Origin of the sequence: Dapis brunnea BLCC-M229 (genome assembly GCF_050015995.1) — a bacterium.
Lineage (GTDB): Bacteria > Cyanobacteriota > Cyanobacteriia > Cyanobacteriales > Microcoleaceae > Trichodesmium.
In genome coordinates this window covers 83,304-106,022 of record NZ_JBNHEP010000288.1, presented here as the reverse complement: position 1 = coordinate 106,022, position 22,719 = coordinate 83,304, and the positions used below count along the sequence as shown (strand labels likewise).

Below are 22,719 nucleotides of genomic sequence, written 5' to 3'. Positions count from 1 at the left end.
TTGAAAGACTTGACATGAGATGTCTCTTTGACTGAAAATCAAGCATTACCCATTTCTCTGCCCCTACTAAGTTCTAGCAAAAGCCTAACTATTTGTAGCAAACATTTATTAAATTGGTATAATAATAGAAATAGACAATAATTAATAATTAATAATTATTATATTAATTGTTGAAAATAAGAGGATTGACTCAAAGGAATTTTTTTTCTTTTTTCCCCTTAAAAGGGGAGGCGCATACCCACAATTTCTCGGTAAAAAAAACAGGTAATACCAACTAAAAAAAAGAATGTTATAAATAATTTGAGTGATTGCAAAGACTTTATATGAGATGTCTCTTTGACTGAAAATCAAGCATTACTCATTTCTATGCCCCTACTAAGTCCTAGCAAAAGCCTAACTATTTGTAGCAAACATTTCTTAAATTAGTCTAATAATAGAAATAGAAATTTTTTAGAATTACCCAGTAAAATTTGTTATGATTAGCTAGCTTATAAGATTATTCAAAATAATATCCTAATCTATCTTAATTTTCTTGATTTTCACTTAAATAAACAAGCAAATAACAGATCGCTGAAATTCTTTAATATTTTCAAAATAAATTTTGTGTACTTATTTTCCACCTAAAAATATGTATTACTGAATTTGCTATTCAAGGTATTAAGAATCAGTTTAGTTCAAAATTTAGTTAACTTTAGTTTGTATTTATGGGGTCTTCTCTGAATAATTATTAATCTTAAAGATGAGCAAAATTTCAAATTCATTGATAGTCAAAATTTTCCTGAACGCAAGCAATTTAACCTTGTGATAGATTTACAATGTTTAGCTTATAGTGTAGGTCACGCAGATGATGGAATATGTCTGCTAGTTCGTATTGGAGTACACCAGATTTTATTAGATTGTGGTATTACCGATATTTCATTATTAACCAATGAAAAAAACCAACAACTTCCTGCAGATATTGTCCTATGTACCCACGCACATTCAGATCATGCTCAAGGACTCTTAGCACTCCATCAAACTTTTCCACATTTGCCAATATATGCTAGTGAAGCAACAACTAAACTTCTACCTCTAAATTGGCCAGAACTTGCTATTTCTGAAGTCCCTGATTTTTGTCAACCTTTACCTTGGCACTCACCAGTAGAACTTCGTAGTGGTCTAACTGTAGAGCTTTTTCCCGCTGGTCATTTACCAGGAGCAACAGCTTTTCTCCTCACCTATACTGGAGAAAATCGAACCTATAAACTTTTATATACAGGAGATTTCTTTTTATCCAACAGTCGTTTGGTTGAAGGTCTACCTTTAGGAGATTTACGAGGACTCAAGCCAGATGTATTAATACTTGAAGGTAGTTATGGCACAGCACGTTATCCACATCGGCGACAATTAGAAAATAACCTGGCAGAAAAGATATATCAAGCTATTACTTCTGGAAATTCAGTTATCTTGCCCACTCCCGCTTTAGGGTTAGGACAAGAATTGTTGATGCTTCTACGCAGTCATCACTATTTCACAGGTCGCGACCTGGATATTTGGGTAGAGGAAAAGGTAGCCAGAGGTTGTGACCTTTATTTAGAACTATTGTCCCAATTTCCCACAACTGTACAAAATTTTGCTCAACATCAACCTCTATTTTGGGACGAAAAAGTAAAACCCCGTGTGCTGAGGCGATCGCCAGAACAATTTCCTTCCACAGAAAAGCCTTATATTCTCATTGCAGACAAGGATACTGATTTGAGCCAATACATTATTAATCAAGATAATTCTGTTATTATCTTACTACCTGAAAGACCAGGAAAAATATCACAGGAGTTGAATTTTAATCATACTGAAACATATCTCCTCACCGATCATTGTGATGGACTTGGCACAACACAGTTAATTCACAACTTACGTCCTCAACATATAATTTTTGTTCATGGCTGTCCTAATTATTTAGCTGACCTTACTAACCTTGAAGAGTTACGCAACCGTTATCAAATACACTCTCCAGCCAATGGTACATTAGTAGAGTTACCAATAGGTGAGAAGTTTATAGTACCTACATTACCAGAAACTAATTACGAAGGAGAATTAAATGAATTAGAGACAGAGGTAATAATTTCTTTACCTCAAAGCATTACAAATGATAATCGTTGGCCAACTTTTGCTGATACAGGTCTTGTAGAGGTTCGTTGGCAAGGAGAAGAATTGGTTGTCAGAGGAATATCCCAACGAGAACTTCTAAGTCAAACCACCGATCGCTCCATCTCTCCAGAGTTAGATTGTTGTGGTAATTGTTTACATTACCGAGGACAACGTTGTTCCAATCCTGTTTCAGCTCTATATGGCTTTAGGGTAACATCTGATGGATACTGTCCCATGTTTGAGTCAGTTCATTTTCCTTTTACTTCTAATGGAGACACCAATAGAAATGATTAATTAATCAACTTCCGTAAAAAAATATAGGGATATGTTTATATATTTAACAAAAAAACTTAGTTATTAATCATCTAACTTAATCTCTAATTATTCTTGTTGATTTGATTCTGGATAGTGGTTGCGAATCTGTTCAGCTTCTGGACAATCTTCAGATACTAGAGGATCAATATTTCCCCTGGGCACCGACGCTAACTTTTGGGTAATAGCCCCTATACTTTCTAAACGGACCATTTCTTCCCAAGAACAGATTTCATCTTCTTCATCTGTTTCGTAGCGTATCGTTACTAAATCTCCCTCTATATCCAATATTTTTGCTTGTTCTATCCAACGCTGCTGATCTCGCAAGAAAATACAGACCTCACGACCATCACAACAAAGTTGATATATCTTGCGTTGTAGCATTGGCTTTTTATACTCCCAATCAATAACTTGGTCAAATGCATATGAAAAACTACTTACCGGGAAGCTTGACAAATAAAATTTTTTTCTCTACTGTCATTGATGTTGACGATCATCTTTAGTGTATCAACCCTAGAATTACTAGCAATATATCGATTATATCACAAGCTAGGTATTGATTGGCATTCATCACCATCTCAAATAAAATATTTTTAGAGTAATATTTTTGCCAAGGTTCTGTTAACTATTCAACTTGCAATCTCAAAGGATTGTTCCAGTAATCTTTATCCCATTGTGAGGCTAAATTAGTAGCACTTAGAATATACTATAGCGCAGATTCGAGATTTTCGGCTAACTTATAACTTATTACTTTAAAATAATGTTACCTTAGACCACCTCCCATAGGATTTTAGGAATCAGAATGAAATAAAGTCCAGATTTTTTTGGGAAAGAACTTAGATAATCTGGGGTTTAGGCAATTTAACTTGTGTAGATTATAAAATCCTCATTCCTTACTTAACTTTACTATATAACTTTAGTTAATTATAATAACACTACATTAATTATGTGAGTTCTTTGATTTTGTCAAAGCTTTTTGCGGATTGATTTAACTAACTCTGTATAATTATTTTTTCTAGACTCTATATTATGTATAGAGGAATTAATACTGACTTCCTTTATTTAGATTTATGTTGATGGTCATCCTTGTCCATCGAATCACTAAGTGCTTATTTATTCATATTTGGTTAAACTTGCATTCAGGGACTACCAAAAAACTTAATATTTCATGTGTTCTCATACTCAAATCATCAACACCATAATTTCTCACCTTAGGCTATAAATATATTCACATTTTTTGCTAATCATAACAATCTAGTTAATATTTTTTGGATTTGCAAATTTAACAGAAACATGATTTTTTTACTTCCTATACTAAAAATAATTTTGATTATCTAAGTTAGTTAATGTTAAATATCTGTTATTTTTCTATCCTGAAAAACATTAATAGATAACTATAGCAAAGGCAATTATTATAGATAGGAAATTCAGGCATAAATAGTTACACTCACATAGGTACAAAAATGTTAATATATTTGCGGCTTACTATGACGTGACGTATTTAATTATGCCATTGAGATAAAAATAATTTCTTGCAGAAGGAGTTAGGAGAGAGCCATTCTGAACAAACAATCAATGTTTGTTGGGGATTCAACCCCAACCAATTGTAGACACCACAGGTTAAGTTGGGCATTTAAACTCTATAAAGCTTTCACTTAGGAATCAGGTCTAAATTCCCAAAATCACTTCTGAATCCTGACTTATAGCCGTTCTCCCAGGGTCTCTATCAAGATAACCTTGTTAAACTTAGTAAACTTTATTTAGGAGTCTATTACAGTCTAATACAAAATCAATAATATCAATTCATATCTCCTGACTCCTAAAACCCCAATACTTTGTAGTAATTTTTTTTGAAACTGGTATTACATGATGATCATCCGAAATAATTTCCAATCCTCCGATTCGATCAAAAAAAACTTTTTTGACATTTTATTGTCTGTGAAATTAGGATGAAATAAAGCTAATAAATTAAATATAAACGCTATATAATTGTGGATTAATCCAATTTCATTAATCTAGTGTTTCAGATATTTTAGAATATAAAAATTAGAATATAAAAAATATGAATTACACACCAACTTTCACTAGGAAATCTATTTTTGAATTAGCACGATCCGGTGATTTTCAGGCTATTAGTCACTGGATTAATAAAGAACTAAAACCACAAGGAATTTCGGCTCGTATAGCTAAAGAAACTACTGGATATCTACAAGTTTTAGTAGAGTTTCAGCGTGAACCTCCCGTAGATAGATTAATTAAGTTTATCTGTCATCAACTTTATCAACTTAACTCTCCCGTACTAGAAAGAGTAAAGATTGTGGGGCGTTTGAGTGGTTCATCCAACATACTCTGGAAACACTCTGTGAGAATTAATTCCTATGCAAAAATAAACTTAAATAAACAATCTAATTTGGCAAACAAAACTGATAACCTGAAATTTCAAACATTTCGGTCTTTGATGTTAATAGGTTCAGCAGTAGCAGCTTTTATTTTAGGTTGTTGGGTAAGTTATTATACAGTTCTAGTAAGACATTCAATTTCAGAGAAGTGGGTGGAAACTGCTACTGAAAAAGTACAAGTAATTAATCAGAAAAAGATAGCTAACCCAAATGACCCTACAGTTACTTTGATGTTTGGCGGAGATGTTAATTTATCTAATCCAGTTTCTAATTCAATTCAGGGAAATTATAAATATCCTTTTGCGAAAATGGATGAGTATAGAAAAGCAGATTTGGCAATAGTTAATTTAGAAAATCCTTTAAGCCGTTCGACTCTCAAGAATACAACTCAGCAAAAAAAATTAACACTAGATCCCAACTATGTTAAGGTATTAACTTCAGGAGGAGTCGATCTGGTAAATTTAGCTAATGACCATACTATCGGTTATCCAGAAAAAAGCCTAGTAGAAACAATAGAAACTCTAGAGGATACAGGTATTCATTCTTTAGGAGCTGGTAAAACAAAAGAAGAAGCTAGAAGGCCCAAAATTATTGAAATTAAAGGCCAAAAAATTGCATACCTAAATTATTATGATATAGATATCCAACCAACCACTGGATCGGTAAACGTTAATACTCGCAATAACGATCAGATATCTTCAGATATTCAAATTTTGAGAAAGCAGGTAGACTGGATAATTGTTAATTATCACTGGGGAGTTGAATTATCAGAATATCCTGGAGACTGGCAGATGAATATAGCTAGGATGACAATTGACCAAGGTGCTGATTTAGTAGTGGGACATCATCCGAAGGTATTGCAGGGGGCAGAAATTTATCAAGGGCGACCTATTATCTATTCTTTGGGTAATTTTATTTTTGGAGATACTTCTAACAAAGAGAGTGATTATGAGACAGCAGTCTTGAAAGTCTCCTTAAAAAAAGGCAAAATGAAGATAGAGTTTTTGCCAGTAGTAGTTAGCAAATACCAGCCCCAGATTGTCAAAGGTGAAAAAGGAAAAGAAATTCTCAAACATATTGCAGAAATTTCTAGTGTTTTTCATCAACCAATGAGAACCCCTGTAGCAATAGATCCAATAAATAAAGATTTCAATTTTGTTGGTATTGACTCTGTTTCTGGGGAGCAAAATTCTAACAATTTATCAACTCCAACTTTACCTAAGTTACCTGAAAAATCCCCTGAAGGAGATGGAAATTCTATAGACTCTCCTCAAAATAATCCAGAGGAAGAAGCAACTCTTAATACTAATAATAGCTTTTCTCTACCACCAATATTAAATACTCAAGAAACTGTGCAAGAAGTCAAAGATTCTTTCATTCAGAAACCATTTATCAAAGAACCTTTTATTGAATTGCCTCGTTTACAGATTTAATCAAGATTATACGAATATCAAAAACTATTACTACTCACAATACTTTCTCTTTTTAGTTGAGTTATTCTGAAAAGTGGAGAAACTGATAAATACAGCATACAGTACAAAGTGAGAAAAACTATGATAAAATTAATATATCCTAGTCAACTACTATTTACCGAATAATTAATAATTATTAGCCTCCCCTTGAAAGGGGAAAAAAAAAATAGTATTTCCTTGTATTAAATTCTCTCGGTTTCAACCAGAGGTAATTATCCATTATCCATTAATGAAAAGACTTTTTGTCAATAAAATATTCAGGCTGGAACCGATGGGATAAATTTACGTTAATGGCTAATAGTAAAAGTCCTGATTATTTGAGAGATAGCTATATTTGATTTAGTTTAATATTTATGGACTATTTTTTGTGACCAAAAGTTATTTTTTTCTTGCCTCTGCCTACTCCCTATTCCCTACTCCCTTTTTGAGATTTATTAATATATTCAGCTTCTAATCACAGAGAAACTAGACATATAAATAATAATTGGGCAAATGACCAAAAAGTTTATTTTTATTTCTAGCGATCGTAACCCATTACCTAATATTAAATACTCAATTCCTGAATTAAAATAAAAACTGTGTTTGCCATTGCACTGCAACAGAAAAAATACAAAACTTATACCCTCTCTGATTTAGCATTTAATTCTAGTATTAATGTAGTGCCAGAGAGAGGAGGAATAATTACCAGTTGGTGTGTGAAGAATCAGGAGCTACTTTTCCTTGATGCTAAAAGATTTGAGAATCCAGAATTAACTGTAAGAGGTGGAATACCCATCTTGTTCCCAATTTGTGGCAACTTACCAAATAACAAGTACAAATATAATGGTAATAATTACTTTCTCAAACAACATGGATTTGCACGAGACCTACCTTGGGAAGTTATAGGAAATTCAAATAAAGATAGGGCTTCAATAACTCTAGTTTTAACCACTAATAGATTAACAAGAACTTTTTATCCATTCGACTTTAAACTTACCTTTACCTACCAACTGAAAGGTAATTCTCTAGAAATATTCCAAACTTATACTAACTTGAGCAATACCCAAAGGATGCCATTTTCGACAGGTCTGCATCCTTATTTCTTAGCTCCAAATAAGCATCAGCTCCACTTTAATATCCCTTCAATGCAATATGTGGATCGGAATACAGGAACTCTACATGATAATGATTGTAAATTGGATCCTAAACTAGATGAAGTGGATGCAATATTTGAAAAATTAACCGGTTTGGCCACAACTGTCTACGATCGAAGTCGTGGTTTGAAAATTACACTGAGTTATACTTCTGCATATTCAACTATTGTCTTATGGACAGTTAAGAATCAGGATTTTTACTGTTTAGAACCATGGACAGCTCCTTGTAATTCCCTAAACACAGGTTATCGTATAGTTGATTTAGAGCCTGGGTCTTCTTGTGAAATGCTAATCAGACTCACTGCAACATTTGTATAGTGGTTCTATGTTTCAGTCGATCATTTGGTACACTACTGATTTGTCCCCAAAAAATGGACTTGATCGCTCTAAAAATCACTTCTCCATGGCAAGTTGCCACAAAATCTAAAATTTTTTCCCAAAACTATTGCAATATTTGTGATGACTATGCTAATGTTAATAATTGTGTGAGACAAAAATAAATATCAATCAGGGTCGCTAGCTCAACGGTAGAGTACTCGGCTTTTAACCGATTTGTTCCGGGTTCGAATCCCGGGCGACCCACTAAAACGATAAATAAACAAAAATACTTAACAGCAAACCTAAAAAAGGACTGTAGGAAGTATACAGTACTATTTCTAAAGGCTGCTTGAATAATAACTCATAGTGGTCTGTCAAGATTGATTTGATGGGTAATCTATTAAATTTTATCCCTTATCTTCTTAATCTTAATTTAGTTTGAACCCATCATTTGAAAATTGACAAACGACCAGCGCGTCTGGACTAAAATTGTGGGTAAAAACCTAACCCCCCAACCCCCTTCCCTACAAGGGAAGTGGGAGAAAACTCACCCCTCTCCTGAAAGGAGAGGGGTCGTGGGAGAGGTATTCCAGTTTGCTCAAACTTACCCACATTTTAAAGCTAGACACGCTACTAGGTTTAACCAGCATTAGAAGTCTGCCTGGTTGATAAGAGGAAAAATTTGAGTCCACTAATTCTAACACCTACTTTACTTTGCTGAAGCTTGGGACTTTGGCAAATTTTACTCAAAGATTAAAAGATAAATTTAATTATTGATAGACAGAATCTTCAATTTGTCTTAAGATTGTCGTAAGAATTAAGCTTAAGTAAATCAAGTTACTAATAAGCTAATAACAAAAAATATTAGGAGGAAAAGGTATGGCTATCGTACCAATGCGCTTACTACTAGACCACGCAGCAGAAAACGGTTATGGCATTCCTGCATATAATGTCAACAACATGGAGCAAATTCAGTCCATTATGCAGGCCGCAGATGAAGCAGACAGCCCTGTAATTCTACAAGCTTCTCGTGGGGCACGCAAATATGCTGGAGAAAATTTTCTGCGTCACTTAATCTTGGCTGCAGTAGAAACTTACCCTCATCTTCCTATTGCTATGCACCAAGATCATGGTAATTCTCCTTCTACTTGCTATGGGGCTATGCGCCATGGTTTCACTAGCGTGATGATGGATGGTTCTCTAGAGGCAGATGCTAAGACTCCAGCTAGCTTTGAATATAACGTTAATGTTACTGCTGAAGTAGTTAAAGTTGCTCACTCCATTGGTGTAAGTGTAGAAGGTGAGTTAGGCTGTTTGGGTTCCTTAGAAACTGGTATGGGCGATAAAGAAGATGGCCATGGAGCAGAAGGTAAACTTACCGAAGATCAACTTTTAACAGACCCAGATGAGGCTGTAGAATTTGTAGAACGAACTCAAGTAGATGCTCTAGCAGTTGCTATTGGTACTAGCCATGGTGCTTACAAGTTTACTCGTAAGCCTACAGGAGAAATTTTGGCTATTAGCCGAATTGAAGAAATTCACCGTCGTCTACCTAATACTCACTTAGTTATGCACGGTTCTTCTTCTGTTCCTGAAGATTTAATAGCAATTATCAACCAATATGGTGGTAATATTCCAGAAACTTACGGTGTACCTGTTGAAGAAATTCAAAAAGGAATCAAGAGTGGTGTTCGTAAGGTGAATATTGATACTGATAACCGCTTGGCCATCACCGCTGCTATTCGTGAGGCTGCTGCTAAAGATCCTTCTAACTTTGACCCTCGTCACTTCTTGAAGCCTTCTATCAAGTACATGAAGCAAGTATGTCTAGATCGTTATCAACAGTTTGGTACTGCTGGTAATGCTAGCAAGATTAAGGTTCAAACTTTAGATGAGTTTGCTGCTAAATATGCTACTGGACAATTAGCTGCTACTACTAAGACAGCAGTTTCTGTATAGTTTGTGAGAATTTTCTAGTTTAATTTCTCAATTAATTATTTGATTACCTGATGAGAAGTCTTGGGAATAATTCAAGGCTTCTCATTATAATAAGGTTTGACTATTTTTTTCTAGCCTATGTTGGTCTAGTAGTTAAATAAGGAGTGTTAACTTAAAAATTTTGCAGCTCATTTCAAAAAGTTTCTGTCCTCCTTTCCAAAAGAGACGTTAGAAGGAGCTATCTAGACGGATCATGTCCAGACTTCCTGCATCACTCGGTACATATTTCCTCCCAGGAACTTGGTACAATCAGTCTCCGAGTAGCCGTTTTCGAGCATTTTGTCTACTAGGGCAGCTACTATCTGATACGGTGCTGGTGTGGGTACTCCCTTTGCCCCCATGGCCGCGCTGTAGCCACCATCGGGGAATATCTCCTGACCTTCTGGCGTCTGAATGAGTGTAGCTGAAATATTGGTGTTTGGAACGTAGTCCGTTCCGAAGCCAACATGGTCAATTCCAACCAGGTTTACCATGTAGTCGATATGGCCGAATAGCATATCAGTGGTCACGATATCCGGATTGGACAAGTCCACAAAGGCACCAACCGCGTTGATAGAGCAAACTCCACCACTCTGGGCGACCGCCTTGATTACTGCGTCCGAATGGCTGCGTTGGTAGTCGGCGATGGCTTTGGCCACTGAATGGGAAGATACCACGGGTTGACGGCTGCGCTCAATAGCATCAAGAGAGGTGCGTTCACCTGTATGGCTAACATCCACGATCATTCCGTAGCGATTGTAGCTGTCGATTAACTTTTTACCATAGGCGGTGAGAGGACCGTTGGCCTCCTCGAAGCAACCATCACCTACAGCGTTGCGCTGGTTGTAGGCCAGTAGGCAGTAGCCATAGCCCATCTGTCGCCAGACACCAACCATATCAATGTCACCGTTGAAAAGAGCGGTGCCCTGGTGAGTGAAAAAGATCCCTAGCTTCTTCTCCTTGATCGCCTCATCAATGTCCTTTGCTATGCGCACGATTTTGTACTTGTCGAGACGTTCATAGATCTTGTTGAGATAGAACATCACCGACTTCACGATTCCCGCAACAGATGAATCCAATGAATCCGCCGATGGGCACGCCGCAATCACCTTGATACCGGCAGACATTAAGCGGTCCATCTCATCATGGAATTCGGGGGCTTCCGGACTGGACCATTGATCGGGCCAGATGCCGGAGAACAGCGTTTCCATGGTCATGGATGAGTGCACAATCTCCTTAGCCCGGTTAGAGGCGGGGTATTTGTGCGTTCGCTGGGGTATATTCGAGTAATCTTTAATCTCGGGCGTGTCTCGCACGGTAGAGTAGGTCGGCACCAAGTCACCAGCGTGTGCTACACTGCTAAACACCTTATCCATTACTGTAGCGGCTGCGAAGCTGCTGCTTACCATTCCGACTTGCCGGAAAAAACCCCGGCGGGTAGGGTTCTCGACCGAGGACACATTTCCCTCACTGACATGGCCTAATTCAGAAAGGGCTAACTCGATCATTGCGCTATCTTTTTCAGTAGTGTTGTCTTTTGGTTCCATAATCCATTGTTTCATCTCTAAATATTTGATGTTCCCTAACTGTAACAACTGGCTTTGTTACATGAATGTTGCGATATAGCTGCTGCACTTGATCCGCCTTTCATGTCGGCCACAGCCGAAACGCAACTTCTCCCCAATTGTATAAACCAGCAATTCTGCGAACCGATGTTCGAGTTCCTGCAATTACGGGGCGACTACCACCAGAGTTAGGGTCAATGGCTCAATGTGCTAATGTCAGTTATATTGGCCAATATATTCTTCTTAAATTATCACAAACATTAACTACAATCCTGGATAAGACTTTAATGGTAATACATTTTTAGCAAGCCCTAGTTAAAAGCATAGTCTTATTGCTGATAGCTGGGTGCTAATAGCTGAATGCTTACCATTAGAGACCGTTTTCATTATCCATTATTAATAATTAATTATTAATTATTTTCCTACTCCCTACTTTTACATTTTTCGTGAACTCCTCCCTGTTTACAGATGTAGTTAATTTGATTAGGGTTTAAGTTCTTAGCAAAATTGAAATTAACTCCTCTTAAATGATCCGATTTGAATCTATCTAATGGACTAGCCAAAAATTGATCTACCTGAGCAGGTTTTTGTACTGCCAATTTAGCCCCTTTGAAATCAGTTCCACTTAGGTTTGCTCCTCGCAAATCTGCCAAACTTAAATCTGTATTTCGCAAATTAGCATTTTGCAGTTGAGCATTCCGAAAGTTGGCATTAGTTAATTGGGCTAAACTCAGGTCTGCTTTTTTCAAATTAGCTCTACTAAAGTTTGCTCCTGATAAATTAGCTCCTTGCCAGTTAGACTCTCTTAAATCAGATGATTGGAAAGTAGCACCTTCAGCTTTAACTTTACTTAAATGAGCTCTGTATAAATTAGCTTCTGATAAATCTGCACTTCCTAAATCTGCACCAGTAAAACTTGCCTCTCTTAAGTTGGCTCGGTGTAAGTCAGTTTCAATTAACTTGGCACTGCTTAAATTGGCTTCTGTCAGGATAGAATTGGACATTTTAGCTTTACTAAGAGTCACCCTAAACAAATCTGCACGCCTCATGACAACTGGACCTAATACAGCACCCATTAAATTGGCTTCTGTCAGATTTGCCCCACTCAAATCAGCAATAGAATCATCAAAAGTTCCTAGACGATTATCTTTTCCTGGTCCATAAAAGCGACTATTCTTAAAACTAGCCTGACTCAGAATAGCACTTCTGAATCTCACTCCAGACAAATCCGTGTTTTCTAATATCAAGGTAAAACTTGCTGGAGTAGAAGTAACTTGACCTAAATCTACTCCACTCAAATCAACATCTTTAACCAAGCCACCGTAAACTTTGAGAACCTTGGCGATCGCCTTTTGAGTAGCCCTTAGTCGTAGAGATACCAAAAGTTGCTCTTGAGAATTACCACCATAACTTAAAGAATCCAGATCATTTTTGAGAGCTTGATTTAAGCGACGTAGTTCTGGCAGCACAGTTGGTCCAGCACTGACCAAAGATAGTTGAATTCCATCAAGTATACTTGGTTCCTTTTCTTGTCCCAACAAATCTACCAACAATGGTATGGCACGGGGATCTTTAGTGGAACCAAGGGCTAAAACTGATACTCGTCGTTGCTGAGGTTCAGTGGAAGTTAAAGACAACTTGTTCACAAGAGCCAGAAACATATCATTATCTTGTTGTTTAAACTCCCGCCAATTTGCTTGATTTTGAATATAAACGTGAGTACCAAAAATCGTCCCCAAAACTGAGACCATGCCTAAAGTAGTCACAATCAGTAAAGTAATGCCAGGATTTTGTCGCATCCAAGGCCACAAATGAAAACTTTCTGATTTTTTTTGAGTCAGAACAATTGTTGCTATAGAAATTTGTGTCTCAGTACCACCTAAACGAAAAGGATTAGAATCCAATTGACCAGAGTTCGCATCTACAACAAAAGTATTTCCTAATCGATCGTGTCCAGTGCGACGTAGTTTATTAAAACGAACAAAATAAATATCAATGAAGGATGTTAATCCTCCCAATAGTAAAAGGATTCCCAAAGAAGGAAATGCTCCAGTTATACGCCAAATTAAGTAGGCAGTTCCCATAGGTAATCCCCATTTTCCCAGACCCTCACGAATCAAGGTTTTTTTCCAACCTGGAGAATTTCCTAAAGCTGCCACAACTCTGACTTCAAACCAACGCTTAGGCAATGTTTGACCTGTACTCGCCAATAAATATAACTGCCAACCTACAATTACTACAGGAGCTAATAATGCTCCAGACCATAGTAGATTAGCTAGAGGGGTTACTTTTTGATAACGGTTTCGTAAAGGAATTCCAAAAGTATTGCCAATTACTTCTGTAGTTTTTGCTACGACTGGGTTAAGAGGAACAGATTTGTTGCCTATGTTGCTCAACTGACCGAGCCAAAATGGAACTGTTCCACTCACTACAATAAGAGATACTTCCGTAGCCCAAGCACCACATCTACGAACCCAGATTGGTAGTTGCTTAGATTTTAACTGCCACCATGTCTCTGGGTTATTATTAATCCCTGAATCACAAGTCGGGCTTGTCATATTTATATATTTACTTTAATATTCTCAACTTTTAGATTGACTATTTTGCATCGTAAAGTATGGTAATATAATTAAGTTAACCTGTTTTTAGCCTTTATTTTTGATTTTCCTAACTAGGAACAAACAGGGGGCTAGTAGTTTTAGGTTGAAACTGTTTTTGTCTCTACTTTACCCATACTTCCTCAACCTACCTGTTATTTCTCAATATTGTTAACAGATAAAACCTGTAATAAATCTATACAGTTTGGGCAACCAACTGCGAAAATACTATATAGTATTGTTGTTCGGTAGTCAAACTAATATTTTAATTTTTTTTAACATTTTTGGGCAAATACTATAACTCGTTAAACTTTCATAACAAGTTGCCCACAATAATATGATGGGTCAAGATAGTAGTGATTTTCTCTAGTTTAATATACCTAGATTTTTAAGTTTTATTTTCAACTGTTTGCAGCAATAATTATAATTAATTATCATCTGGAAAATCTAGATATTACTGTTTTTTTATTTGTCTTGTTCTGAGTAATTAGGGGGGATTAAAAAACGATATCCAAGATAAATAACTCCTCCAAATACCCCTATAGTAATTAATAAAGAAACTAAACTTACAACAGCTTCTAATATCTTGATGACAAATATGGGAATAATAATTAATCCTATAATTTTTCCCCATTGAGGAAGTGTCTGAAACCATTCTAAAAATTGTGCAAAAAAAACTTGAATGGATTTCCCAACATTAGATACAGGGTTGAATGAATTTGAGGCAGCTCCCTCATTTGGTTCAGGATTTTTTTTAAAGTTTTGATTGTTGTGATAATTCATTTGGGAATTATATATAATTTAACTAATTAACTTATAGCATTTGGTAATGTTAAGTTATAAGTAATAAATTGAGCAACTGTAATTTCAATAATAGGCGATATAGTGTTTTTCATGTTGATGAGTTACAGTAACCAGCCTTGAAATAAATGCATAATTACAGAAACAACAAAGCTTACTGCTGATAGCTGAGTGCTAATTACTTTATTATATTAATAATATATCAATACCTTTGGAATTACCTGAAAATTTGTTATGGATAGGTAGATTTTTCCATATTTTCTTTCATAGATAAATTTTATAGAGTCCCTAGTGAGTATAGTTGGCCACAATTAGTCTAGTCTGAGTGGATCATTTAAAGATTTCTATATTATTAAAGATTCGGTAAAGAAGACAGCGAAAAGTTGCAATCGTCGATCAACTTATGCCAAAATAAAACAGGCTGGCTAAAGATATAGTAAAAAAAACTACCACCTCTTAGTTGAAAAATCATTGCTTGCATGGGTTTATTAAGCTTTGAGAAACAAACAACATAAGTAAATGTTACTAAAATCACATTTTATCGGGTGTATTACTCAGGAAAAATAATTAAATAAAATTCCTAGTCCAATCTAGACAAGAAACTATATCTTACATAAAAGTGAGCCAATGCCTCTCCCATTAAATGAGCGAGACAGTGAAATATTCTACCCTAATAGACTTACTTAAAACTTTATCAGCAGAACAACCAGAAAAGCTAGCATACACTTTCTTGGTTGACGGAAAAAAAGAAGGAGAAAGCTTGACCTATGCTTCACTAGAGCGTCGAGTACGAGCTATTGCAGCATTGCTACAAAAACATCAAGTCAAAGGAGAAAGAGGTTTACTACTCTACCCACAAGGATTAGAAGCAATAGCAGCTTTTTGTGGTTGTCTATATTCTGGAGTAATAGCCATTCCCGTGCCTCCTCCAGAAGCAGGTCGTCTCAAACGCACCTTACCTAGACTAAGAGCCATAGTTCAAGATGCTCAAGCTTCCATAGTTCTAACAACTAGTACAATAATTTCTCTTGTAGAAGAAGTAGCAGATGAGTTTCCAGAATTCCAGACAATGCGCTGGATAGATACTGAATCTGTTGACTTAGAGATAGCTAAAGAATGGGAAGACCCTGATATTACTGGCGATAGTCTAGCATATTTGCAGTATACTTCCGGTTCTACCTCGACTCCAAAAGGGGTAATGCTTACCCATAAGAACTTGCTTCACCACTTGAGCTATCTACAGAGAGCTTGCGGGTATACGCCAGAAAGCATAACTGTAACTTGGATGCCTTTCTTTCACGATTATGGATTAGTGGAAGGAATGATGGAGCCTCTATTCAATGGGACTCCATGTTATGTTATGTCCCCATTCTCTTTTGTCAAGCAACCGCTTCGTTGGCTGCAAGCTCTGTCAAATTACAAAGCTACTCACAGTCAGGGACCTAACTTTGCCTATGACCTTTGTGTTCGGCGAGTTAAACCAAAACAACTATCTACACTAGATCTGAGTAATTGGGAAGCAGCAGGTAATGCAGCGGAACCTATTAATCCTAAAGTTATGGGGAGTTTCTACGAAACTTTCTCAGCTAGTGGTTTTCGTTGGAATGCCTTTGCTCCATGTTATGGATTAGCAGAAGATACCTTATTGGTCTCAGCTAAACCTAAACTTACAGACCCGGTACTTTGTACTATAGATGCAACTGCTTTAGTAGAAAAAAACAAAATTGTAGAAGTTTCTCCCAATGAAACAGGGGTAAGAGCTTATCCATCTTGTGGTCGGTTAGTTTGTGAAACTCAAGTAGCTATTGTTAATCCAGAAACTTTCGCAAAATGTGCAACTGATGAAGTAGGAGAGATTTGGGTATTAGACCCTAGTGTGGCTCAAGGCTATTGGGAACGTCCTGAAGCAACTAAAGAAACATTCCAAGCTTACATCAAAGATACTGGAGAAGGTCCGTTTTTGCGGACTGGAGACCTAGGATTTCTCAAAGATGGGGAGCTATATATTACTGGTCGGATCAAAGATTTAATCATTATCCGAGGTACAAATCACTATCCTCAAGATATAGAGTGGACAGTACAACAACTTCATCCCGCACTTCGTCCAGATTATGGCGCAGCATTTTCAATCGAAGTTAAGGGCGATGAACATCTAGTAATTGTTCAAGAGGTGGAGCGTCGTACTCAAGATTTAGATACTGAGAAAGTAATTAATGACATTCGCCAAGCTGTCTCAGAAGACCATGAACTACAAGTTTATGCTGTAGTTTTAGGTAAACCAGGAAATATTCTCAAGACTGCTAGTGGTAAGATTCAGCGTCGTGCCTGTCGCTCAAACTTTTTGGCAGGAACATTAGATGTGATAGCTGACTGGAGTGAAAATCCTCAACTAACCTCCAAGTATCGGAAGTTACAAGAAGAAGTTGAGTCATTAGCATCTCAAGTGAAAAATAGCTAGAAGCTTAACTGAGAAATTAGGAGATTTAGCATGGATAAACTAAAGCAATATTGGGTGGCTGAAGAACTAGAACGCGCTCTTGGCGATCCAGAAAATCCAGACAGTAAAATGTCTTTCAAGAAAGTAATTGAGATTGATGAGAGTGAAGAGTTTCCCCATGAGGAAATTGCATGGCTCTATAACTGGAAACTACAACATTACTATGTACCTGTGAATTGTGGTGGAGAGTTTACTTCTTTTGAAGAGTTTGTAGCTTTTGTTCGAGTATTGTGTCGGCGTGACCAAACCATAGGAATTGCTTTTACTACTTTGTTTTGGTCTTTCATTACCTGGATGGCTGGTACTGATGAACAAAAACAAAGGTTAGCAACTTATATTAAAGATGAACATGGGGCAATGTGCCTGGGTTACTCAGAGAAGGAACATGGTGCTGACTTAGTTGGTGGAGATTTGACTGCCACAAAAGTTCCTGGAGGTTATATACTGAATGGAGAAAAATGGCCGATAAATCGGGCGACTATTTCAGGAATATCTTATATATTAGCGAAGACGGATCAAGAAGATGGAGGAGCAAGAAGTCTGTCTTTATTTATGGTAGAAAAAAGCAGACTTGATTCAGCAAATTACTACAATTTACCAAAAATTCTTACCCACGGAATTCGAGCTTCTGATATGAGTGGGATAGGTTTTAAAGATTGCTTTGTACCTGAAGATATGTTGATAAAAGGGGAAGGAGCAGGTCTAGAAGTAGCTTTGAAAGGATTTCAAATTACTAGAACTTTATGTGCAGCTTTTTCTCATGGTGCTGCTGATACAGCTTTAAGAACTACACTGAAATTTGCAATTAATCGTGTAATTTATAATAAGACAGTTTTTGATATTCCTCAACCTAGGAAAATTCTGCTAGACGGATTTTTAGACCTATTAATTTGTGATTGTGAAACTATTGGAGCAGCAAGAGGATTTCATGTTATTCCCGAACAATTTAGTGTTTGGGCAGCAGTGGTTAAATATTTTGTCACTGTTCAGTTAGAAACAATGATTAATAATATTTCATCGGTGTTAGGTTCTCGTTTTTATATGCGAGAAGAACATGATTTTGGAATGTTCCAAAAAGTTCTGAGAGATAATTCAATTATTAGTGTATTTGATGGCAGTACAACTGTTAATTTACATGCTCTAATGTTGCAGTTCCGTCAGTTAACAAAACATCGTTCTCGGCGGAATTCTGCTAAGATGGAAAAAATTAAATCTCGTCTGGAAATAATCTATTCCTTAGAGAAACAATTACCTACTTTGGAACCAGAAAAGTTAGAAATTTCAGGGCGTGGTGCTGATGATACTTTACAAGGATTAGAAATTGCATTAGAACAGTTAAAAGGTTTAAAAAATGCTAATATAGAACCATTAGTTCTAGAGCAGATTACTACTCTAACTGAATGTATCCTTGAAGAAGTAAATGCTCACGATCAACAAATTGCTGATTCAGCATTTGAGTTCGGTCACGACCAGTCACCAGAACTATTTGAAATAGCTAAAAAATATTGTGCTTTACACGCTGCTACTGCGTGTGTACAAATGTGGATTTATAACCGGGAATTACTAGGAGAATTCTTTGCTAGTGGTGAATGGTTAGTTTTAAGTCTAAATCGTCTACTAAAACCTTTTGGGCATTCACAAAAAGTAGACCAATCCTATCAGGAAAAAGTCATTCAAGAAATGCTCAAACTTTATAACGAAAATAAAGCCTTTTCTATTGTTCCTTTTCAATTAGCAAAAACTCAAAAACAGGAGAATATAACAAATGCAACAACTTCAGAACTCCAGCACGCTTAATGAAAATTCCCCAGTAGAAATTCTGCAAAACTGGATTAGAGAGAGACTAGCAGAACAACTTACTATTGATAAAAACACTATTGAGTTTGCAGATCCTCTAACTCGTCATGGTTTAGATTCTATTGATGCAGTAACTCTAGTGGGTGAACTAGAAGATGAACTAGATTTAGAATTACCTTCTACATTGTTTTGGGATTATCCTACAATTGAGAAATCAGCTCAATATTTAGTTTCTGAATTTGATATTTCAGAAGCATTAGAAAATCTGGAAGTTTCTGAAGAAGTAACAGAAAAAGTTGAAGAACCTGCTGCAAAATCTGGTAAAGGTTGGGGCGGTTTTTGGAAATAATTCATTAATTGATAATGGATAATGAATAATGGATAATTACCTCTAGTTAAAACCTACCTTAGATTGAAGATAGAGAAATCTACTAAGCTTTTTTTATCTTGAAGTAGAAGGCTTTAAACCTTTGTGGATTAATTATCAATTATCTATTGGTAAAAACACTCAGTAGAACATATACATCTCCAAAAAATAAGAGACTTTCCATGAAAAGTCTCTATAGACCAAGATTTGTATTATTTCTGGAGATATTTAAGAGAAAAAGTCTTAATCATACCTATAAAATTGAGTATGGATTAAGACTTTTTCTTGATATAATGAGAAACAAACTGAAGTTACTATAAAAAATTTTTCCTGGTAACTATAAATTAATTTAATAGATAAATAAATGGCTCAGACTCTAAGTTGTTGGGATAAGTTTATATCTAGAGAGAGGAGGAAATAGTTAATTGAATTTTTCTGATTTTTCCTTCTGGTGGGTACTACTTCTGTTTAGTGTGCCTTTCTTTAGCATTCGTGCCCTAGGAAAAAGTCTAAACCTATGGCGAGATTATTTTGATACCATCGGTTTGATGGTACTGTCACTTACATTATTTTTAAATGCTAATGTAAAAAGCTTCGCTGTATTTATATTTGAGGTGATTTTCAACTACATAATGGTGCAACTAATGTTCCAAAGACGTGGTTGGGAGTCAAGGGCGATAGCTACTTTTTTAATAGTTTTTGATGTGGCGATATTAGCTTACTTTAAATATCTTACCTTTTTTGTAGAAGATGTAGTTGGTTTAGTAGTAACAATTCCGAATAATTGGCAACAAAGTTTTCCTTTACCTGTATATAAAACTATTCCACCAGGTATTTCTTTTTATACTTTCCAAATGGTGGCATTTGTTGTAGATTCTTTTACAGCAAAAAGTAAAAAGAAAAAGCAGATTAATTTTGTAGATTACGTTAACTTTATTGCATTCTTCCCTCAAATTGTAGCAGGCCCAATTGAAAGACGCAAACAATTATTACCTCAAATAGAATCTTTCCGGTTCAAATTTACAGCAGAAAACTTTGATATAGGTTTTCGGTGGTTGTCTCTAGGCTTATTTATGAAATTTGTTCTAGGAGATAACATTAGCCCATTTATCGATCTACAACAAACGGCAAATGCTTGGTTAATTTGGTTCCATGCTTTCTTATTTACTTTAAGAATATATTTTGACTTTGGTGGATACAGCTTTATGGCTGTTGGTATAGCTAAAATTGTTGGAGTAAAATTAGAACTTAACTTTCTTGCACCCTACACTTCTGTGAGTATTCAAGAATTTTGGCGACGTTGGCACATTACTTTGAGTAACTGGTTTAGGGACTATGTTTTTATTCCCCTTATGGGTGCAAATAAACAGTGGGCACCATTCTATCTATTTATAACTTTTACTTTTTCAGGTTTTTGGCATGGTGCAGCCTGGAATTTTATTTTATGGGGAGCTTACCACGGCGCTCTATTATTGGTACTAAGATATGCTGGTAGATCGTTTCAGAGATTTCTGGGGAGATGGACTGCTAAAACTGAATTTATATCCTGGGCTTTGACATTAATATCAGTAACTCTAGGTTGTTTATTTTTCATGGAGACCAATATTAGTAGGTTGGGCGTTAAATTACAAACTTTAGTTACACCATGGGCATATTCATTCTCTGGAGTTATTGATGCCTTTAGTTCTTATAGTATAAATGAGGCTTATGCTTTAGGTTTTACTATGTTTCTGGCAATAGGGGCATTATTTTTAGAACATTTGGCAGTCTGGCAAAAACGAGAGGAGTATGAAATATTATTGTCTCCTTGGGTATCGAAAATTCTGTTAGGTTTAACTATTTTATTAGGGGCAACTGTTCCTTCGGATTTTATTTACTTCGAGTTTTAGTTATTAGCTTATCAAAAATTTCAGTTGGATTACAGTTAGTAGTAAAACTGGAAAAAAGTGTTATTTTCAAATTTGAAAATAACAAAATTATTTCTGGGAATATTGTATTAACAAGTCTCTATGAAGGAAAAATTACTACCGCTTCTTTAAATTTACTATCAGGATTTGTGAGGAGGTAATTTTAACAAAATTGGGCAATAACAAATAAAATTTATTAACATTAAAAACTGTGGAAACTGGAGAAACTTCTCAAGCCGAAACAAAAAGCAATAAAGTCACAAAAATTTGCATATTGGGAGGCGGTTTTGGAGGTCTTTATACAGCTTTGTATCTACATAGTTGTTGGGGATTTAAAAATAAAAAGTGCGAAGTTACATTAATAGATCAACACAATCATATTGTGTTTACTCCCTTACTGTATGAGGTGATTACAGGTGAACTTGAACCTTGGGAAATATTTCCTCGTTTTGATAAACTTATCAAAAATAAAAAATTACAGTTTTGTCAAGATACGGTTCAAGATATTGATTTTAAAGCTCATCAAGTTAAACTTTTAGAACAAGGAAATTTAGCTTATGACTACTTAGTTATTTCTGTGGGAGTGACTAATGGAAAATTACCAACTGGTGCAGAAAAAAATGTTTTGACATTCCGAACTCAAGCTGATACTCAAATCCTAGAACAAAAACTACAAAGTTTGGAAAATTCTAATAAAGAATTAATTCGAGTAGCTATTATAGGTGGGGGTCCGAGTGGAGTAGAGTTGGCAGGAAAAATATCAGATAGATTGGGAAGAAGGGGAGAAATACGTTTAATAGAAAGAGGAAAAGAAATTCTGAAAAGCTTTACTTCAGCTACTCGTAAAAATGCTCAACTGGCTCTAGATAAACGAAATGTTTTAATCAGTTTAGAGACAAGTGTTAATGCTATTGAAGCTGACCAAATTACTTTATGGCAGTCTAATGAAAGTGCTATTATTCCGACAGATTTTGTACTGTGGACAGCAGGTACTCAAGTTAGAGAATGGGTGAAAAATTTGGATTGTTCCCACAATTCTAGAGGTCAACTTATTTGTGAGCCAACTTTACAATTAGTTGACTATCCAGAAGTATTTGTCCTGGGAGATGTGGCGGATATTTTATATCCTAATGAGAAAAAACTTCCGGCTGTAGCTCAAGTTGCTTATCAACAAGCAAGTCAAGCCGCTAAAAATTTGTGGAGAATTTTAAATAATAAACGTCCCAGACCTTTTCATTATTTACACTTAGGAGAAATGATTACTTTGGGAAAAAATGCTGCTGCTGTTACAAGTTTTGGTATTAGTTTGCATGGTGGGTTAGCAGCTTTGGTTAGACTTGGTGTTTATGTGCAACGTTTACCTACTCTTTCTCATGGTTTTCAAGTTTTATCTAATAGAATAAAAATTTGGTTTGCTAAAAGGATAAAGATAGGAAAGTAACTTGATGTT

General features: G+C 35.8%; 14 protein-coding genes and 1 tRNA gene. 10 read left to right on the top strand and 5 right to left on the bottom strand.

Features of this window, described 5'->3' with window-relative positions; translation table 11 throughout:
• Positions 1 to 801 precede the first annotated feature (801 nt).
• Complete coding sequence (locus ACP6PM_RS33470) at positions 802 to 2,421, top strand: MBL fold metallo-hydrolase (protein WP_426591157.1); 1,620 nt, start codon at positions 802 to 804, stop codon at positions 2,419 to 2,421.
• 87 nt (positions 2,422 to 2,508) lie between these two features.
• Here ACP6PM_RS33470 and ACP6PM_RS33465 read toward each other — a convergent pair whose 3' ends face one another.
• Positions 2,509 to 2,823 (bottom strand): DUF6679 family protein, encoded by a 315-nt coding sequence (locus ACP6PM_RS33465; protein WP_094677340.1) that lies wholly within the window; start codon positions 2,821 to 2,823, stop codon positions 2,509 to 2,511.
• A gap of 1,678 nt (positions 2,824 to 4,501) precedes the next feature.
• Here ACP6PM_RS33465 and ACP6PM_RS33460 point away from each other — a divergent pair.
• The 4 genes from ACP6PM_RS33460 to fba all read left to right on the top strand — a co-directional run bounded on the left by ACP6PM_RS33460 (position 4,502) and on the right by fba (position 9,720).
• The gene (locus tag ACP6PM_RS33460; RefSeq protein ID WP_426591156.1) at positions 4,502 to 6,271 is read left to right on the top strand and encodes a CapA family protein; all 1,770 of its coding nucleotides are present in this window, start codon (positions 4,502 to 4,504) and stop codon (positions 6,269 to 6,271) included.
• A gap of 617 nt (positions 6,272 to 6,888) precedes the next feature.
• Entirely contained in the window at positions 6,889 to 7,761 is an 873-nt protein-coding gene (locus ACP6PM_RS33455; RefSeq protein WP_426591155.1) for an aldose epimerase family protein, read from the top strand.
• Between the two features lie 192 nt (positions 7,762 to 7,953).
• Positions 7,954 to 8,025: transfer RNA gene (locus tag ACP6PM_RS33450), tRNA-Lys, on the top strand.
• 615 nt (positions 8,026 to 8,640) lie between these two features.
• Positions 8,641 to 9,720: a class II fructose-bisphosphate aldolase gene (fba, locus tag ACP6PM_RS33445; RefSeq protein WP_426591154.1), complete on the top strand. Its 1,080-nt coding sequence runs from the start codon at positions 8,641 to 8,643 to the stop codon at positions 9,718 to 9,720.
• A 230-nt stretch (positions 9,721 to 9,950) separates the two neighbouring features.
• Here the strand turns inward: fba and ACP6PM_RS33440 are convergent, their stop codons facing one another.
• From ACP6PM_RS33440 to ACP6PM_RS33425, 4 genes are all read right to left on the bottom strand, one after another.
• Positions 9,951 to 11,285 (bottom strand): dipeptidase, encoded by a 1,335-nt coding sequence (locus ACP6PM_RS33440; protein WP_426591153.1) that lies wholly within the window; start codon positions 11,283 to 11,285, stop codon positions 9,951 to 9,953.
• A 100-nt stretch (positions 11,286 to 11,385) separates the two neighbouring features.
• Complete coding sequence (locus tag ACP6PM_RS33435; RefSeq protein ID WP_426591172.1) at positions 11,386 to 11,469, bottom strand: hypothetical protein; 84 nt, start codon at positions 11,467 to 11,469, stop codon at positions 11,386 to 11,388.
• A 256-nt stretch (positions 11,470 to 11,725) separates the two neighbouring features.
• Positions 11,726 to 13,861 carry a pentapeptide repeat-containing protein gene (locus tag ACP6PM_RS33430; RefSeq protein ID WP_426591152.1) on the bottom strand — a complete coding sequence of 712 codons (2,136 nt, stop codon included), beginning with the start codon at positions 13,859 to 13,861 and terminating at the stop codon, positions 11,726 to 11,728.
• Between the two features lie 504 nt (positions 13,862 to 14,365).
• On the bottom strand, positions 14,366 to 14,683 hold the full coding sequence (locus tag ACP6PM_RS33425; RefSeq protein ID WP_426591151.1) for a hypothetical protein: 318 nt from the start codon (positions 14,681 to 14,683) through the stop codon (positions 14,366 to 14,368).
• 661 nt (positions 14,684 to 15,344) lie between these two features.
• On the opposite strand from ACP6PM_RS33425, the gene ACP6PM_RS33420 reads away from it, so the two are divergent.
• From ACP6PM_RS33420 to ACP6PM_RS33400, 5 genes are all read left to right on the top strand, one after another.
• Positions 15,345 to 17,159: a fatty acyl-AMP ligase gene (locus ACP6PM_RS33420; RefSeq protein WP_426591150.1), complete on the top strand. Its 1,815-nt coding sequence runs from the start codon at positions 15,345 to 15,347 to the stop codon at positions 17,157 to 17,159.
• A 30-nt stretch (positions 17,160 to 17,189) separates the two neighbouring features.
• Complete coding sequence (locus ACP6PM_RS33415) at positions 17,190 to 18,995, top strand: acyl-CoA dehydrogenase (protein WP_426591149.1); 1,806 nt, start codon at positions 17,190 to 17,192, stop codon at positions 18,993 to 18,995.
• The gene (locus ACP6PM_RS33410) at positions 18,964 to 19,344 is read left to right on the top strand and encodes an acyl carrier protein (protein WP_426591148.1); all 381 of its coding nucleotides are present in this window, start codon (positions 18,964 to 18,966) and stop codon (positions 19,342 to 19,344) included. Before ACP6PM_RS33415 ends, ACP6PM_RS33410 begins: the two co-directional genes overlap by 32 nt.
• 443 nt (positions 19,345 to 19,787) lie before the next feature.
• Positions 19,788 to 21,251 (top strand): MBOAT family O-acyltransferase, encoded by a 1,464-nt coding sequence (locus ACP6PM_RS33405; protein WP_426591147.1) that lies wholly within the window; start codon positions 19,788 to 19,790, stop codon positions 21,249 to 21,251.
• Positions 21,252 to 21,480: 229 nt separating this feature from the next.
• Positions 21,481 to 22,710, top strand: coding sequence for an NAD(P)/FAD-dependent oxidoreductase (locus tag ACP6PM_RS33400; protein ID WP_426591146.1), 1,230 nt, complete (start codon positions 21,481 to 21,483; stop codon positions 22,708 to 22,710).
• The last annotated feature ends 9 nt before the right edge of the window (positions 22,711 to 22,719 follow it).

Excerpts from the sequence above, each read along its gene's own strand:
- ACP6PM_RS33465 (WP_094677340.1), bottom strand. The coding sequence starts at position 2,823 with ATGCTACAACGCAAGATATATCAACTTTGTTGTGATGGTCGTGAGGTC.
- ACP6PM_RS33460 (WP_426591156.1), top strand. The coding sequence starts at position 4,502 with ATGAATTACACACCAACTTTCACTAGGAAATCTATTTTTGAATTAGCA.
- fba (WP_426591154.1), top strand. The coding sequence starts at position 8,641 with ATGGCTATCGTACCAATGCGCTTACTACTAGACCACGCAGCAGAAAAC.
- ACP6PM_RS33440 (WP_426591153.1), bottom strand. The coding sequence starts at position 11,285 with ATGGAACCAAAAGACAACACTACTGAAAAAGATAGCGCAATGATCGAG.
- ACP6PM_RS33430 (WP_426591152.1), bottom strand. The coding sequence starts at position 13,861 with ATGACAAGCCCGACTTGTGATTCAGGGATTAATAATAACCCAGAGACA.
- ACP6PM_RS33425 (WP_426591151.1), bottom strand. The coding sequence starts at position 14,683 with ATGAATTATCACAACAATCAAAACTTTAAAAAAAATCCTGAACCAAAT.
- ACP6PM_RS33420 (WP_426591150.1), top strand. The coding sequence starts at position 15,345 with ATGAGCGAGACAGTGAAATATTCTACCCTAATAGACTTACTTAAAACT.
- ACP6PM_RS33415 (WP_426591149.1), top strand. The coding sequence starts at position 17,190 with ATGGATAAACTAAAGCAATATTGGGTGGCTGAAGAACTAGAACGCGCT.
- ACP6PM_RS33410 (WP_426591148.1), top strand. The coding sequence starts at position 18,964 with ATGCAACAACTTCAGAACTCCAGCACGCTTAATGAAAATTCCCCAGTA.